Source organism: Micromonospora sp. DT4, from assembly GCF_049841675.1.
Lineage (GTDB): Bacteria > Actinomycetota > Actinomycetes > Mycobacteriales > Micromonosporaceae > Micromonospora.
In genome coordinates, this window is the sequence record NZ_JBNCKT010000041.1 from 13,003 (window position 1) to 27,747 (window position 14,745).

The window sequence follows — 14,745 nt, forward strand, 5'->3', positions numbered from 1 at the left end:
CTGCGGTTCCTCTCACGGTCGTCGTCCCGGTGGCGCCCCTCGGCGGGCCACCGCCAGACCGTCGGCGGTCCGGATCGCCGCCACGTCGCCGTCGGTGTCGGTCCGCAGGACCCGGACGCCGTGCCTGCTCAGCCGGGCCAGAAGCGCGCGGTTCGGGTGCCCGTACGTGTTACCGACGCCGACGGGCACCAACGCGACGGCCGGCCGTACGGCGGCGAGGAAGCTCTCGTCCTGGTACGCCGAGCCGTGGTGCGCGACCTTCAGCACGTCCGCCCGTAGCTGTCCCGGCGGCGTCCGGACCAGCACGGCGTGCTGCTCCTCGGTCTCGGCGTCGCCGGGCAGCAGGACCGAGACGCCGGCGACCGTGGCGCGCAGCACCAGCGAGTTGTTGTTCGGGTCCGATCGGGTGCCGGCCAGCGGGTACGGCGGACCGAGCACCAGCAGCTCGACACCGCCGACCCGGTGCCGGGCCCCGGCGGTGGTGTCCAGCATCGTGGCCCGGCCGCCGGTCGCCGCCGCGCGGACCGCCGCCCGACCGCTCGCCGGTTCCGTCGAGGGCGGGGTCAGCACGGCCGCCACCCGTCGCCCCCGGAACACCCCGGCCACCCCACCCACGTGGTCGAGGTGGAAGTGGCTGATCACCAGCAGCGACACCTCCCGGATGCCGAGCCGCCGCAGGCACCCGTCCACCGCGCCCGGGTCCGGCCCGGCGTCGACCAACACCGCCCGGCCGGGTGCGACGGGCAGCACCAGGGCGTCGCCCTGCCCCACGGAGCAGGCGACCACCACCCAACCGGGCGGCGGCCAGCCGCTGGCGATCAGGCGGACTCCGAGGGCGCCGAGCAGGACGGCGACGGCGACGACCGCCACCAGCCGGCGCACCAGCGGTCGACGGGCGGCCACCAGCAGCGCCACGGTCAGCCCGGCCAGCAGCAGGGCTCCCCACGCCCCACCCGGCCAGGGCAGGGTGCCGGCCGGGAGGCGGGCGCCGTGGCGGGCGATGACGACCAGCCACCAGGCCGGCCAGCTCGCCAGCCACGCGACGAACCCGGCGCCGGCCGGCCAGACCGGCGACAGCACGGCGGCCGTCACGCCCAGCACCGTCGCCGGGGCGATGGCCGGCACCGCCAGCAGGTTGGCCGGCACCGCCACCAGGCTGACCGTGCCGGAGATTCCGGCGACGACCGGACCGCACACCACCTGGGCCGCCGCCGGCACCGCCAACGCCTCGGCCAACCCGGCCGGAACGCCCCGGCGGCGCAGCCCGTCCCGCCAGAGCGGCGCGAGCAGCAGCAGGCCCCCGGTGGCCAGAACGGACAGCGCGAACCCGGCGTCGCCGGCCAGTTCGGGGTCGACGAGCACCAGCACCGTGACGGCGGCGGCCAGCGCGGGCAACGCCGCCCGGGGTCGACCGGCGGCCAGCGCGACGAGCCCGACCGCCCCCATCGTGGCGGCACGTACGACGCTCGGTGAGGGACGGACCAGGATGACGAAGCCCACCAGCGCCACCCCGCAGAGCAGCCCGGCGAGCCACGGTCCGGCGCGCGCCCAGCGGGCCACCAGCAGCACCGCGCCCACCACGATCGCGACGTTGCTGCCCGAGACGGCATTGAGGTGCGTCATGCCGGTCGCCCGGAAGTCCTCCTCGACGGCGGACGGCAGGCGGCTGGTGTCGCCCACCACCAGCCCCGGCAGCAGGCCGCCCGGGTCGTCGGGCAGCGGCGCGCAGGCCCGTTGCAGACCCGCGCGCAACGTGCCGGCGGCACGCTGCGCCCGGGACGGCGTACCGTGCCGCTCCGGTGGACCGTTGGTGGCGAGCACCGCCGCGGTGAGGTCACCGCCGCGCGGAACACCGAGCCGCCCCTCGGCGGTCAGCCGCTGCCCCGGCAGCAGCCCCCGCCAGGCCGGGTCGGTGGCGAGGACCAGTACCCGTACCGACGCCCGCAGCCGCCGGCCGTCCGGACCGGTCAGCCGGACCAGGTCACTCGACACCAGCAGCATGCCGGGACGCCCGGCGGAGCGGATCGGGCGCGGATCGTCACGGATGACGAGGTCGGCGGTGACCGGGGTGCGCTTCTCGGCGAGGGCGCGGACCGGCGGCGCGTCCCGGACGACCAGCCGGGCCGCGGTCGTCGCCGCGCCGCACAGCACGCCGAGGCCGACCGCGACGGCGACCCAGCCGTAACGGCGGGCGCGAGCCCCGGGGCGACCGAGCCGGCCGAGCAGGTGCAGGGTGCCCAGCGCGGTCGACACTGCTGCCCCGGCGGCCACCAGCAGCAGTGGACGGACGCCGAGGTGCAGGCCGGCGAGCGCGGTGAGCCAGGCGGCCACGGCCAACCCGGCGAGCCGGAGGTCCGGTGGCGGCGGGGCACCGACGACAGGTGGGGCGTTCACACTGTCACCAGGTCCTTGAGCTGCTCGTACCGCGCGTCGCCGATACCGTCGACCTGGCGCAGGTCGCCGACGGCCGTGAACCCGCCGTGCTGATCCCGGTAGGCGAGGATGCGCTGGGCGAGCACCGGTCCCACCCCCGGTAGCGCGTCGAGCTGGGCGAGCGTCGCGGTGTTGAGGTTCACCAACCCGCCGGGTGCCCCGGCGGCGGTGGGAGCGGCCGCAGCGCCCGGTGCCGGTGGTGGCGTCACCCCGACGACGATCAGCTCGCCGTCGGTGACCTTTCGGGCGGGATTGAGCAGCGTCACGTCGACGCCGGGCAGCGGGCCGCCGGCCTCCCGGAGGGCGTCGGCGAGCCGGGCCCCGGCCGGTACGCGCACCAGCCCGGGTCTGCGTACCTTGCCCGCGACCGCCACCACCAGCTCGCCGGATGCCGACGCGCTGCCCTGGCCCTCCGCGACGGGGGTGGCCTCGGTGGCCGGCGGGGCGACCGGTTCCGCGTGCGGCCGGGACCGCCAGGCCCAACCGGCGGCGGCCAGCACCACCACGAGGGCCACGACCGCCAACGCCCGCACACCGCGCCGTCCCGGATCGAACGCTCCGGGGCCGGGCAGTCGTGGCGCACCGTCGCCGGGACCGGTGGACACGTCCGCCGCCGCCGTCGACCCACCGGCACCGGACGGGAGCGATGGCGGGCCACCCGTCCGGGCCGTCAACCGGCGCAGACGCTGGCGTACCTCTGTCTCCTCGTCCTGTGCCACGCCGCGACGCTAGGACGGCGGACGCCACGACGGGGGGCATCCCGCCCCGACTTGTGGACAGCCGGCACCACTGTGGACAACGCCCTGATCATGCTCGCGTCTGCTAGGGCAAGGAGGCCCATCCAGCGCCGGAAGGTAGCGCCTACGCATGGATAACGATTAATGTTAGCGCTATCACGCGTGACGTCACCCCCACACCACCACCGCCGCAATTGAGGGGAATCCATGGACGTGAAGAGAAGGCTGCACCGCCTGCTGGCCGCAGCGGGGACCCTGCTGGTCCTCGTCGCCGTCGCCGGCGCCTACGTGGTCTCGGAGTCGCCGGGCGTCGCCCGCGCCGCCGGCACCGGACCGTGCGACATCTACGCCTCCGGCGGCACACCGTGCGTCGCCGCGCACAGCACCACCCGGGCCCTGTACGGGGCGTACGACGGTGCGCTCTACCAGGTCCGCCGTTCGTCTGACAACACCACGCGCGACGTCGGCGTGGTCAGCGCCGGCGGCGTCGCCAACGCGGCCACCCAGGACACGTTCTGCGCCAACACGAACTGCGTCATCACGATCATCTACGACCAGTCCGGTCGCAACAACCGCCTCACCCAGGCGCCTCCGGGCGGCTTCAGCGGCCCCGCCGCCGGCGGGTACGACTACCTCGCCGACGCGAAGGCGGCACCGGTCACCATCGGCGGGCAGAAGGCGTACGGCGTCTACATTGCCCCCGGCACCGGCTACCGCAACAACAACACCAACGGCGTCGCGACCGGCGACCAGCCCGAGGGCATCTACGCCGTCGTCGACGGCACGCACTACAACCAGTGGTGCTGCTTCGACTACGGCAACGCGCAGACCAACGTCCAGGCCGACGAACGCGCCATCATGGAGACGGTCTACTTCGGCGCGAACAAGCAGTGGGGTTACGGAGCAGGGGCGGGTCCCTGGATCATGGCTGACCTGGAGTGGGGCCTGTTCTCGGGGGTGAATGCGGGTTACAACAACATCGCGTCCATCAACCACCGCTTCGTGACGGCCATGGTCAAGGGCGAGCCGAACCACTGGGCGATCCGGGGTGGGGACGCGCAGTCGGGCGGCCTGACCACCTACTTCGACGGTCGACGGCCCAACGGCTACAACCCCATGAAGAAGGAGGGTGCCATCCTCCTCGGCATCGGTGGTGACAACAGCATCACCGGCCGCGGCACCTTCTTCGAGGGTGTGCTGACCTCCGGCTACCCGACGGCGGCCACCGAGGACGCCGTGCAGGCCAACATCGCCGCTGCCGCCTACACCCCCGCCAGCGGCGGCAACCCGCAGCAGAACGCCCAGATCGTGGGCGCCCAGTCCGGTCGCTGCGTCGACGTGCCGAACGGCACCACCACCAACGGCACTCAGGTGCAACTGTGGGACTGCATCAGCAACAGCGCCGCCCAACGCTGGGCCTACACCGCCGGCAAGCAGATCCAGGTGTACGGCAACAAGTGCCTCGACGCCAACGGCCAGGGCACCGCCAACGGCACTCAGGTGATCATCTGGGACTGCCACGGCGGCACGAACCAACAGTGGAACGTCAACGCCAACGGCACCATCACCGGCGTCCAGTCCGGGCTCTGCCTGGACGCGAACGGCGCTGGCACCGCCAACGGCACGAAACTCATCCTCTGGGCCTGCAACGGCCAACAGAACCAGCAGTGGTCCCTGCGTAGCTGAGCGGGCGGGCGGGCCGCCTCCGAGACGTCACGATCCGGAGGCGGCCCGCCCGCACATCGGTCAGCGGGCCTCCGGGTCCAGGCCGAGCACCGCCCGTCCCCCGTCCACCGGCAGGGTCACCCCGTTGACGAAGCTCGCGGCCGGGGCCGACGGTGGACGACCACGCACGCCAGGCCCGGCCCGGCGTGCGCGGCGACCACCGCGCCCGCCTCGGAGACGTACGTGTCGTGCAGGCGTTCGCCGAGACGCGCGGTGAGGGCGGCGAGCAGCGCCTCGGCGCGCTGCGGTGCGGTGCGGCCAGATGGTGTACGCCGAGGTCGACGTCGTCGTCGCCGGCCGCCTCGACGGCCAGGTCCACGAGCCGGGCCACTCCCCGGCTGGCGGTACGCACCTTCTCGCGCAGCACGATCGCCCCGTCCGGCATGTGCATGATCGGCTTGACCGAGAGGGCGGTGCCGAGCAGCGCCTCGGCGGCGTTGATCCGGCCGCCCCGGCGGAGGAACTCCAGCGTGTCGACGTAGAACCAGACTGTGGTCCGGGCGACGGCGGCGAGCGCCGCGTCGCGTACACCGGCCAGGTCCGCCCCGGCCTGGGCTGCGGTGGCGGCGGCGATGGCCGGAAAGCCGAGCCCCATGCCGGTGGAGCGGCTGTCGACGACCTCGACCCGGCCGTCGACGTCGACGGCGGCCAGCCGGGCCGCCTCGACGGTGCCGGACAGGCCGGCGGACAGGTGCACCGAGACGACGCCGTCGGCGCCGTCGTCGAGGAGGCGGCGGTACGTCCGGGCGAACTGCTCGGGGGCGGGGCGGGACGTGCTGGCCGACACCCGCCGCTCGCCCAGTGCGCGGGTGGCGTCGGCGGGCTGCGTCTCCACTCCCTCCAGCCCCTCCGCGCCGTTGAGCACGACGGTCAGCGGGACGACGGTCAGCCGGTGCCGCCGCACCAGCTCGGGCGGGAGGTAGGCGGTGGAGTCGGTGACGACCGCGACGGGCATGCCCGGCACGCTAGCCGATCAGGACGCGGTACGCCGAGGTGCGCCCGTCGGCTTCGGCGGGATCGGCGTTCAGACCACGTCGACGACGGCCGGCGCGGTGACGAGGCCGACGTTGTGACCACGTAGCTGCCAGCCTCGAACGTCGTCGTGCCGCAGCTCCGTCCAGTGGCAGTTGGCCAGCGAGCCGATGGTGCGCAGCACGTCGGCGGGCCAGCCGAGCAGGTGGCCGACGCCCTGGCGGGAGCCACCGCCGTGGGTGGCGATGACCACGCTCCCGCCGGGGGTCGCGTCGGCCGCCGCCAGGAGCGCGGCGGCCACCCGCTCACCGAGTTCGTGCAGCGGCTCCAGATCTGCCCCCGGGGCCGGGTCGCCGGCCCGCCAGCGCGCGTACTCGGCGGGGAAACGCTCGGCGACCTCGGTGAGGTGCAGGCCCTGCCACTGGCCGAAGTGCCGCTCGCGCAGCCGCGCGTCGGTGCGTACCGGCAGCCCGGTCAGCGCGGCCAGGGCCGCGGCGGTCTCCGCGGCGCGGCTCAGGTCGCTGGACACGATGGCGTCGGGTCGCAGCGACGCGAGCAGCGGCGCGGCGGAGCGGGCCTGGTCGCGGCCCAGGTCGTTGAGGGGTACGTCGGTCTGCCCCTGGACGCGGTTGGCGGCGTTCCAGTCGGTGTTGCCGTGCCGCCAGACGATCAGCCGGGTCATTCGGCCGCGGCGGACCCGCTGGCGTCGGCCTCGACCAGGTCGCGGTCGACGAACGGGATGGTGGGGCAGTCCTTCCAGAGGCGGTCGAGCCCGTAGAACTCGCGCTCCTCGGTGTGCTGGACGTGCACCACGATGTCGACGTAGTCGAGCAGCACCCAGCGGCCGCCGCGCTCGCCCTCGCGCCGGATCGGCTTGGCCTTCTCCGGAAGCTCCAGCAGGCGCTCCTCGATGGCGTCGACGATGGCGAGCACCTGACGCTCGTTGGGGGCGGCGGCGAGCAGGAACGCGTCGGTGATGGCGAGCTGGTCGCCGACGTCGATGATCGCGATGTCCTGCGCCTTCTTGTCGGCGGCTGCCTGGGCGGCGGCGATCGCCAGCTCGTGCGCGCGTTCGGAAACTGTCACCGTTCTCCTTCGATCAGGCGTGCGATCCTCCAAGCGTCTCACACCCGGCGAGGTCCCGACCCGTCAGTTCTGGTCGGTTAGACGCACGAAACGGTGCATACCCGACGCGATCAGGGCTGATAGAGGCGTCGCTTGGCGATGTACTGCACCACACCGTCGGGCACCAGGTACCAGACCGGTTCTCCCCGGGCGACCCGGGCGCGGCAGTCCGTCGACGAGATGGACATGGCGGGCACCTGGATCAGGCTGACCGTGTCCGCCGGGAGGTGCTTGTCGGACAGCGCGAACCCGGGCCGGGTCACGCCGATGAAGTGCGCCAGCTCGAAGATCTCGTCCAGGTCCTTCCAGGACAGGATGCGTTGCAGCGCGTCCGCGCCGGTAATGAAGAAGAGCTGCACCTTGGGGCCGTACTCGGCCTGGAGGTCGCGCAGGGTGTCGACCGTGTAGGTCGGCCCGCTGCGGTCGATGTCGACGCGGCTGACCTGGAAGCGGGGGTTGGAGGCGGTGGCGATGACCGTCATGAGGTACCGGTCCTCGGCGGGGCTGACCGGCTCGTCAGCCTTCTGCCACGGCTGCCCGGTCGGGACGAAGACCACCTCGTCCAGGCCGAACCGGTCCGCCACCTCGCTGGCCGCGACGAGGTGCCCGTGGTGGATCGGGTCGAAGGTGCCACCCATGATCCCGATCCGCCGGATATCTTCCTCCACCCCGTGATCGTAGGCCGGCCGTGTGCGCCGGTCGTGGTGGCCCGAGGGCTGGCGACACAAATACCCGCATGCGTATACTCGTCTACGAGTATTTGGGAGGTACGTCATGCCGAAGCGGCGCAAGGTCGGCAACCTGCTGGCACTGGCCGTGCTCTCCGCACTCGTCCAGCGGCCCATGCACCCCTACGAGATGGCCAGCACACTGCGCGCCTGGGGCAAGGACCAGGACATGGAGTTCAAGTGGGGCTCCTTCTACACGGTGATCCGCAACCTGGACAAACACCGGTTGATCGCCGCCGTGGAGAGCGTCCGCGAGGGCCGACGACCGGAGCGCACCGTCTACCGGATCACCGACGCGGGGCGGGCCGAGCTGGTCGACTGGGCGCGCGAGCTGGTCGGCACGCCGATGCCGGAGCATCCCCGCTTCCGGGCCGGCCTGTCCGTGCTCGCCGCGCTGCATCCCGACGAGGCCACCGACCTGCTCCGGCAGCGGCTCGAGCGGCTGGACGACGCGCTCCGGCGCGACCGCGAGACGCTCGACGCCCACCTGCGGGAGATCCCGCGACTGTTCCTGGTGGAGACCGAGTACGACCTCGCCATCCGGGACGCCGAAGCGGCCTGGCTGCGGGCCCTGGTCGCGGAGCTCACCGCGGGCAGCTACCCGGGGCTGGACACCTGGCGGGCCTTCCACGAGACCGGCGAGATGCCGGCCGAGCTGACCGAGCTGGCCGCAAGGACCAGCGGCGACCCCGACAGCGCCGACTGACAAGACAGCTCCGGCGGGGTGCGCCAACACCCCGCCGGAGCCCTACCCCGAACCGGCACCTGAGCAGGAACCCGGCCCGAAGCGGCAACCACGAGGATAGTCGGGTCCCCTCCCAGGTTGGTTCGTACGCACCCACGCGCCGACACCAGGGAGACACAGCATGACAACGGTACGAACCGCGCTCGTCATCGGCGGCGGCATCGCCGGGCCGGTGACGGCCCTCGCGCTACACCGCGCCGGCATCACCGCCACCGTCGCCGAGGCGTACCCGGCGACCGCCAGTGGGGCGGGTGGCATCGGCGGCACCCTCGCGCTCGCGCCCAACGGCGTGGCCGCCCTGCAAGCGGTCGGCGCGGACGAGGCCGTGACGGCGATCGCCACCGAAATCCATCGCAGCGTCATGGCCGTCGGTTCCCGGCGCATCGACCTGCCGATGCTGGCCGGGGTGCCGCCGCTGCGCGTCGTGCACCGGGCCGAGCTGCACCGGCTGCTGCACGACCGGGCTGTCGCCGAGGGCGTCCCCTTCGCGTACGGCAGACGGCTGGTCGGCGTCGAGGAGACCGACGGCGGCGTCACCGCACGTTTCGCGGACGGCAGCACGGCCACCGCCGACGTCCTGGTCGGCGCGGACGGCATCCGGTCCACGGTCCGTGGCCTCATCGACCCGGCCGCGCCCGGCCCCCGGTTCACCGGGCTGCTCGGGTTCGAGGCGGTCGCCCGACACGAGGTGGACGCCGAGCCGGGCACGATGACGTTCGCCTTCGGGCGGCGCGGCTACTACCTGTACTGGCCCGAGCCGGGTGGCGGCACCCGCTGGGGGGCCAACCTGCCGGGGCAGCGGCCGATGGGCATCGTCGAGGCCCGCGCGGTGCCGGCGGAGCAGTGGCTGGACACGTTGCGCGCCACCTACGGCGACGACGACCCGGGCCGGGAACTGATGGCCACCAGCGTCGCCGACGACCTCCAGGTGGTCGGCGCGTTGCAGATCATGCCGCCCGTGCCGCACTGGCACCGGGGCCGCATGGTGCTGGTCGGTGACGCCGCGCACGCGCCGTCGAACAGCTCCGGGCAGGGCGCCTCGCTCGCCATCGAGAGCGCGGTGCAGCTCGCCCGCTGCCTGCGGGACCTGCCCGACGTGACGTCGGCCTTCGAGGCGTACGTGCGGCTGCGTCGCACCCGGGTCGAGAAGGTCGCCGCCCGCGCGGCGCGGATCAACCACACCAAGGCCCCCGGGCCGGTCGCCCGGACGCTGATGCCGCTGCTGATGCCGCTGCTCGTGCGGACGGCGATGGACCCGGAGCGGACCATCGCCCACGAGCAGCGCTACGCCATCGACTTCGACGCCCCGGTCACGGCGGAACCCGCCCTGCGCTGAACACGGGGGCGCGGGGTGACCGCCGGGCCACCCCGCGCCCGACCGTCGTGAGCCGGCTCGGTGAGGCAGCCTCAGGCCGCGGCGGCGGCCACCGCCGTCCGGGCGACGAGCGCCCGCCGCAGGTCGTCGTCGGCGTCGGTGACCACCCGCCGCAGGCCCGCCGTCAGGTCGTCGCGGGCCAGCAGCGCCGCGGCCGCCTCCCGGGTCGGCTGCGCCACGGCATAGTGGGGAAACGTCAGCTTCGCCACCCGGTCGGCCGTCCAGGGGGTACGTCGACGAGCGGCGGCCGGCATCTCGGTGAAGTATTTCTCGACGTACGCGGCGGTCAGGTCGGCCTGCTCGGGCTGCCAGAACCCCTCCGCCGTCGCCTCCAGCAGCCGGTTGGACAGCTCGGCGTCGCGCACGATGATCTCCCATGCCGCCTGCTTGGCAGCCGGGTCGGGCAGCGCGGCCCGGCACCGGGCGGCCCGTTCCGCGCCGGCCGAGCTGACGTCGACGCTCGCCTCGGCGGCGATCTCCTCCACGCCCGCCGCGCCCAGCACCACGAGCCGCCGCAGCACGGCCCAGCGCAGCTCCGCGTCGACCTTCAGCCCGGCCGGTACGTCCCGGCCGGCGAGCCAACCGACGAGCAGGTCACTGTCGGTCGTCGCGGAGATCCAGCCCCGCGCCGCGGCGAGCTGCAACGACTCCCCCGCCGGCGCCCCGTCGAGCAGACGCCGGCACGCCCCGGCGATCCGGGCCAGCGCCGCCGAACGGGCCAGCGGGTCGAGGTAGCGGTCCACCAGCGACCGGCTGAGGGTCAGCACATCCTCCGCGATGATCACCTCGGTCTCGGCGGGCAGCGCCGCCACCATCAGGTCGACCAGGCCACCCACCGGCCGTTCACCGTCGGTCACCGCGTCCAGTGCCTCGCCCCAGAGCACCGCCCGCGTGAGCGGATCGGTCAGGCCCGGCAGGACCAGCGCGACGGCCTCCGCCGACGCCGGATCGAGGCGTACCTTGGCGAAGGTCAGGTCACCGTCGTTGGGCAGCAGCAACTGCGCCGCCGGCTCGCCGGTCAACGCCCCGAGCACGGTACGGCCGCCGTCGACGGCCGGGTCGAGATCCACCTCGTCGCGCCGCACGGTGCCGTCCGCCGCGTACCGGCCCACGCCGATGCGGTGCGGACGCAGCACCGGGTGCGACTCGGGGGCGGTCTGCACCACGGCGACCTCGCTGTAACGGTCGTCGGCGTCGACGCTGACCTCGGCACGCAGCGTGTTGACCTGCGGCCGGCGCAGCCACAGCTCGGCCCAACCGGACAGGTCCCGCCCGCTGGCCGTGCTCAGGCTGGCCAGCAGGTCGGCGAGGGTGGCATTGCCGAAACGGTGCGCCGCGAAGTGCGCGTTCAGGCCGGCCAGGAACGCCTCGTCACCGAGCCATGCGACAAGTTGCCGCAGCACGGCGGCGCCCTTGGCGTACGAGATGCCGTCGAAGTTGAGCAGGCCCTCGTCGGCGTCGGCCACCTCCGGCGGGGCGACCGGGTGGGTAGAGGGGCGCTGGTCGGCCGCGTACCCCCAGGCCTTGCGGCGCATGGCGAACGAGGTCCACGCCTGGCCGAACCGGGTCGCCTCGGCGGTGACCCGGGTGCCCAGGTATTCCGCGAAGGACTCGTTGAGCCACAGGTCGTCCCACCAGCGCATGGTGACCAGGTCACCGAACCACATGTGCGCCATCTCGTGGGCGATCGTGGTGGCCCGCTGCTCGCGCTGCGTGTCGGTGACCGCCGAGCGGAACACGTAGTCGTCGCGGAAGGTGACGATGCCCGGATTCTCCATCGCGCCGGCGTTGAACTCGGGCACGAACGCCTGGTCGTACTTGCCGAACGGGTAGCGCTCCGCGAAGAGCTGGTGGAACCGGTCCAGGCACTGACCGGTGACGGTGAAGATCTCCTCGGCGTCGGCGTCCAGGTGCTCGGCGAGCGACCGTCGACAGTAGATCGCCAACGGCACGCCGTCGTGCTCGGCCCGCCGCACGTGGTACGGACCGGCGATCAGCGAGAAGAAGTACGTGGACAGCGGCGCGCTCGGGGCGAACTCCCAGCGCCCAGGGGCCGGATTGGCGAGCACCTCGGCGTTGCCGGAGACCGTCCAGCGCGGCGGCGCGGTTATCGAGAGGGTGAGCGGCGCCTTGAGATCGGGCTGGTCGAACGCGGCGAAGATGCGCTGGACGTTGTCGAGGAAGGTCACCGCGTAGAGGTAGGTCTCGCCATCCGCCGGGTCGACGAAGCGGTGCATCCCCTCCCCGGCGTTGGAGTACGCCATCTCCGCCTCGACGACGAGGGTGTTCGTCGTGTCGAGGTCGGTCAGTGGCAGCCGGTTGTCGCTCAACGTGGCGGGATCGACGGCACGGTCGTTGAGGCGTACCGCGAGGAGTTTGGCGGGCTTGACCTCGGCGAAGGTGGCGGCGCCGGCGGCCGCCCGGAACCGGGTCTCGACGCGGGACCGGAACAGGTCGCCATCGCCGGTCAGGTCGAGGTCCACCTGATAGGACTCGACAGTAATCGCCGCGCCACGCGCGGTCGCCTCTACACGCGTCAGGCTCGGCATCCGCTTATCCTGCCCGATGGGGATCGGCAGGCGGTCCCCATCGGGCTCCGGCAGTGGAGGAAAGAACCATGGCGCAGCACCCCAAGGGCGACTTCGATCTCTCCCGCGCGGTCTGGCAACGGGCCGAGGGGGACACCTCCGAGAGCGCCGTCGAGGTCGCCTTCGTGGACGACCTGATCGGGATGCGCAACTCCGCCGAACCGGAGGGCCCGGTGCTGGTCTTCACCCAGGCCGAGTGGGACGCGTTCGTCGCCGGCGCGCAGGACGGCGAGTTCGACCTGGACTGACCCGACGCCGCTCCTCGCCCGTGCCGATTCCCCGATGTCGAGGACACCGGCACGGGCGATGCGCGATTGTCGTGCCGTCGGGTGAGCGCGCGTGACCGGACCGGTGACGCCACGCCAATGACCACGGCGGGACCTCTCAGCCGCACTGGTCGCCGTCACCCCAGCCGAGCCCGCCGGGCCCGGGCGCGTGGTGGAAGCCGGGATGGTCGGCGACGTCGACGCAGCGCTCGCCGTCCGGGCCGACCGCACCGCAGAACAGCCGCGCGGCCCGCTGCCAGGCGTCGGCCGGCGACAGGGCCGCCGCGCCGAGCGCCACCTCCGGGCGGAGCAGGCTCAGCGCCTCCGCGTACGCCACTGCCTGCTCACGGGCGTCGGCCGGGCCCGGCGCGGTGAAGCCCAGGTGCACGGTGAAGAACCGGCGCGGCCGTGTCGGCCGCCCGGGCGGGCCGATCAGTGGCCGCGCGGCACGGCCCGGCACCTCGGCCGCCCGTCGCTGCCGCCAGCGTGGTGACCTGTTGTCGTGCATCTCGCCCTCCCCGTGGTCGTGGCCGTCGGCCCACCGGGGGTCGCGCCCGTCGACCGGCGATGCCGGCTGGCGGCGGCCCCACAGGCAAGCAAACCAGGTTCGGCCGCCCGTGGGAGGGGCCAGCGGACGCGCTGTCGACGCGGGGATTGCGCGGCGGCGACGAGGATAGACGGGCCACGGCGGCGACGCCGGAGCCCGAGGAGGGCCCGATGGCGACCATGCCGGCCGACCGCAGCCCGGACAGCACCCTCGCACTGCTGCGTGCCGGCTACCCGCGCCTGACCCGTCCCGCCGGCGCGCGGCTGTCGATGCTTCGTCCGGGTTTGGACGGCCGCACGACGGGCAGGTGCAGCGGCGGCCCACCCACCGCACACCGCCTGCCCAGGAGGCGCCGATGCCCTCCCCCGCCACCGGTGACGCCCGGCGAGCCGGGCCCGACGACACCGGCCCGCCGCCGACCGCCGGGCCCCCGGCGGTTCTGCCGATGGCGTACGTCCTGCCGCTGCGCTGGCACGCCGACACCGGCCTGGACGAGCTGACCGGCTACCTGCGCCGGCTGAACGGTCTCGTCGAGGTGCTCGTGGTCGACGGGTCACCCCCGGAGCTGTTCGCCCGGCACGCGGCGGCATGGCGCGGGCTGGTCCGGCACCTGCGACCCGACCCCGCCGGACGGGGACTCAACGGCAAGGTGGTGGGGGTGCACACCGGGGTCGGCGCGGCGCGCCACGAACACGTGGTGATCGCCGACGACGACGTCCGGTACGACGAGGCCGGGCTCCACGCGGTACACCGGCTGCTGGACCGGGTCGACCTGGTCCGGCCGCAGAACTACTTCGATCCCCTGCCCTGGCACGCCTGGTGGGACACCGGCCGGACGCTGCTCAACCGGGCGCTCGGGAACGACTACCCCGGCACCCTCGCCGTACGCCGCAGCACGTTCCTCGCCATGGGCGGGTACGACCCGGACGTGCTCTTCGAGAACCTGGAGCTGATCCGCACCGTCCGCGCGTACGGCGGGATCGAGGCCGCGCCGCCCTGGCTGTACGTACGCCGACTGCCGCCGGACGCGGCGCACTTTCGTGGCCAGCGGGTCCGCCAGGCGTACGACGATCTGGCCCAGCCGGCCCGCCTGCTGACCGCGCTCGCGGTCCTGCCCGCGCTGACGGCGGCGGTCGCGTCCCGCCGGCCCCGGCTGCTGCTCGGCACGACGGCCATCGTCGTCGTCGCCCTGGCCGAGGCGGGCCGCCGCCGCGCCGCCGGGGCCGCCGTCTTCCCACCGAGCACCTCGCTGGCCGCCCCGCTCTGGCTGCTGGAGCGCGGTATCTGTAGCTGGCTGGCACTCAGCCAGCGCCTCCTGCTCGGCGGCGTCCGTTACGGCGACACCAGAATTCGGAGAGCAGCCCACCCCCGACTCCCCGCGATCTTGCACTTTCTGCGGGGACGAAAGCCTCGACAGCTGACATAGCCGCAGCAGAAACTGCAAGATCACGGGAGTTACGACGACGGCTCGCTGCCCCCGGGGGGTCGCGAGCCGTCGTCGGTG

At 73.7% G+C, this 14,745-nt stretch carries 12 protein-coding genes and 1 pseudogene; 5 read left to right on the forward strand and 8 right to left on the reverse strand.

The features are described 5' to 3' along the window. Positions 1–12: 12 nt before the first annotated feature. Positions 13–2,394 carry a ComEC/Rec2 family competence protein gene (locus ACLQ24_RS14285; RefSeq protein ID WP_425891901.1) on the reverse strand — a complete coding sequence of 794 codons (2,382 nt, stop codon included), beginning with the start codon at positions 2,392–2,394 and terminating at the stop codon, positions 13–15. Further along, a complete protein-coding gene (locus ACLQ24_RS14290; protein WP_425891903.1) occupies positions 2,391–3,152 on the reverse strand; it encodes a helix-hairpin-helix domain-containing protein in 762 nt (253 codons plus the stop codon). The genes ACLQ24_RS14285 and ACLQ24_RS14290 overlap by 4 nt, the downstream gene beginning before the upstream one ends. Before the next feature lie 225 nt (positions 3,153–3,377). Between ACLQ24_RS14290 and ACLQ24_RS14295 the strand changes: the two genes are divergently transcribed. Beyond that, positions 3,378–4,856: an arabinofuranosidase catalytic domain-containing protein gene (locus tag ACLQ24_RS14295; RefSeq protein ID WP_425891905.1), complete on the forward strand. Its 1,479-nt coding sequence runs from the start codon at positions 3,378–3,380 to the stop codon at positions 4,854–4,856. A gap of 116 nt (positions 4,857–4,972) precedes the next feature. Here ACLQ24_RS14295 and ACLQ24_RS14300 read toward each other — a convergent pair. The 4 genes and pseudogenes from ACLQ24_RS14300 to nadD all read right to left on the reverse strand — a co-directional run bounded on the left by ACLQ24_RS14300 (position 4,973) and on the right by nadD (position 7,660). Continuing rightward, a pseudogene (locus ACLQ24_RS14300) lies at positions 4,973–5,850 on the reverse strand (DegV family protein). Between the two features lie 69 nt (positions 5,851–5,919). After that, positions 5,920–6,549 (reverse strand): histidine phosphatase family protein, encoded by a 630-nt coding sequence (locus ACLQ24_RS14305; RefSeq protein ID WP_425891906.1) that lies wholly within the window; start codon positions 6,547–6,549, stop codon positions 5,920–5,922. Continuing rightward, positions 6,546–6,953 (reverse strand): ribosome silencing factor, encoded by a 408-nt coding sequence (gene rsfS, locus ACLQ24_RS14310; protein WP_355053184.1) that lies wholly within the window; start codon positions 6,951–6,953, stop codon positions 6,546–6,548. Before rsfS ends, ACLQ24_RS14305 begins: the two co-directional genes overlap by 4 nt. A 110-nt stretch (positions 6,954–7,063) precedes the next feature. Beyond that, positions 7,064–7,660: a nicotinate-nucleotide adenylyltransferase gene (nadD, locus tag ACLQ24_RS14315; RefSeq protein WP_425891908.1), complete on the reverse strand. Its 597-nt coding sequence runs from the start codon at positions 7,658–7,660 to the stop codon at positions 7,064–7,066. A 106-nt stretch (positions 7,661–7,766) separates the two neighbouring features. On the opposite strand from nadD, the gene ACLQ24_RS14320 reads away from it, so the two are divergent. Further along, positions 7,767–8,426, forward strand: a complete 660-nt coding sequence (locus ACLQ24_RS14320) for a PadR family transcriptional regulator (RefSeq protein WP_425891910.1) — start codon at positions 7,767–7,769, stop codon at positions 8,424–8,426. A gap of 160 nt (positions 8,427–8,586) precedes the next feature. Continuing rightward, complete coding sequence (locus ACLQ24_RS14325; RefSeq protein ID WP_425891911.1) at positions 8,587–9,801, forward strand: FAD-dependent monooxygenase; 1,215 nt, start codon at positions 8,587–8,589, stop codon at positions 9,799–9,801. A 71-nt stretch (positions 9,802–9,872) separates the two neighbouring features. On the opposite strand, the gene pepN is transcribed toward ACLQ24_RS14325, so the two are convergent. Next, entirely contained in the window at positions 9,873–12,389 is a 2,517-nt protein-coding gene (gene pepN / locus ACLQ24_RS14330) for an aminopeptidase N (RefSeq protein ID WP_425891913.1), read from the reverse strand. A gap of 68 nt (positions 12,390–12,457) precedes the next feature. Here pepN and ACLQ24_RS14335 point away from each other — a divergent pair, with 68 nt between their 5' ends. Continuing rightward, a complete protein-coding gene (locus ACLQ24_RS14335) occupies positions 12,458–12,676 on the forward strand; it encodes a DUF397 domain-containing protein (RefSeq protein WP_007464035.1) in 219 nt (72 codons plus the stop codon). Positions 12,677–12,812: 136 nt separating this feature from the next. On the opposite strand, the gene ACLQ24_RS14340 is transcribed toward ACLQ24_RS14335, so the two are convergent. Further along, on the reverse strand, positions 12,813–13,202 hold the full coding sequence (locus ACLQ24_RS14340) for a hypothetical protein (RefSeq protein ID WP_425891915.1): 390 nt from the start codon (positions 13,200–13,202) through the stop codon (positions 12,813–12,815). Positions 13,203–13,596: 394 nt separating this feature from the next. Here ACLQ24_RS14340 and ACLQ24_RS14345 point away from each other — a divergent pair, with 394 nt between their 5' ends. Further along, positions 13,597–14,667, forward strand: a complete 1,071-nt coding sequence (locus ACLQ24_RS14345) for a glycosyltransferase (protein ID WP_425891917.1) — start codon at positions 13,597–13,599, stop codon at positions 14,665–14,667. The last annotated feature ends 78 nt before the right edge of the window (positions 14,668–14,745 follow it).

Bases quoted from the DNA above. Each gene is read 5' to 3' on its own strand.
- ACLQ24_RS14295 (WP_425891905.1), top strand. From the start codon at position 3,378: ATGGACGTGAAGAGAAGGCTGCACCGCCTGCTGGCCGCAGCGGGGACC.
- ACLQ24_RS14345 (WP_425891917.1), top strand. From the start codon at position 13,597: ATGCCCTCCCCCGCCACCGGTGACGCCCGGCGAGCCGGGCCCGACGAC.
- ACLQ24_RS14305 (WP_425891906.1), bottom strand. From the start codon at position 6,549: ATGACCCGGCTGATCGTCTGGCGGCACGGCAACACCGACTGGAACGCC.
- ACLQ24_RS14325 (WP_425891911.1), top strand. From the start codon at position 8,587: ATGACAACGGTACGAACCGCGCTCGTCATCGGCGGCGGCATCGCCGGG.
- pepN (WP_425891913.1), bottom strand. From the start codon at position 12,389: ATGCCGAGCCTGACGCGTGTAGAGGCGACCGCGCGTGGCGCGGCGATT.
- ACLQ24_RS14340 (WP_425891915.1), bottom strand. From the start codon at position 13,202: ATGCACGACAACAGGTCACCACGCTGGCGGCAGCGACGGGCGGCCGAG.
- ACLQ24_RS14335 (WP_007464035.1), top strand. From the start codon at position 12,458: ATGGCGCAGCACCCCAAGGGCGACTTCGATCTCTCCCGCGCGGTCTGG.
- ACLQ24_RS14320 (WP_425891910.1), top strand. From the start codon at position 7,767: ATGCCGAAGCGGCGCAAGGTCGGCAACCTGCTGGCACTGGCCGTGCTC.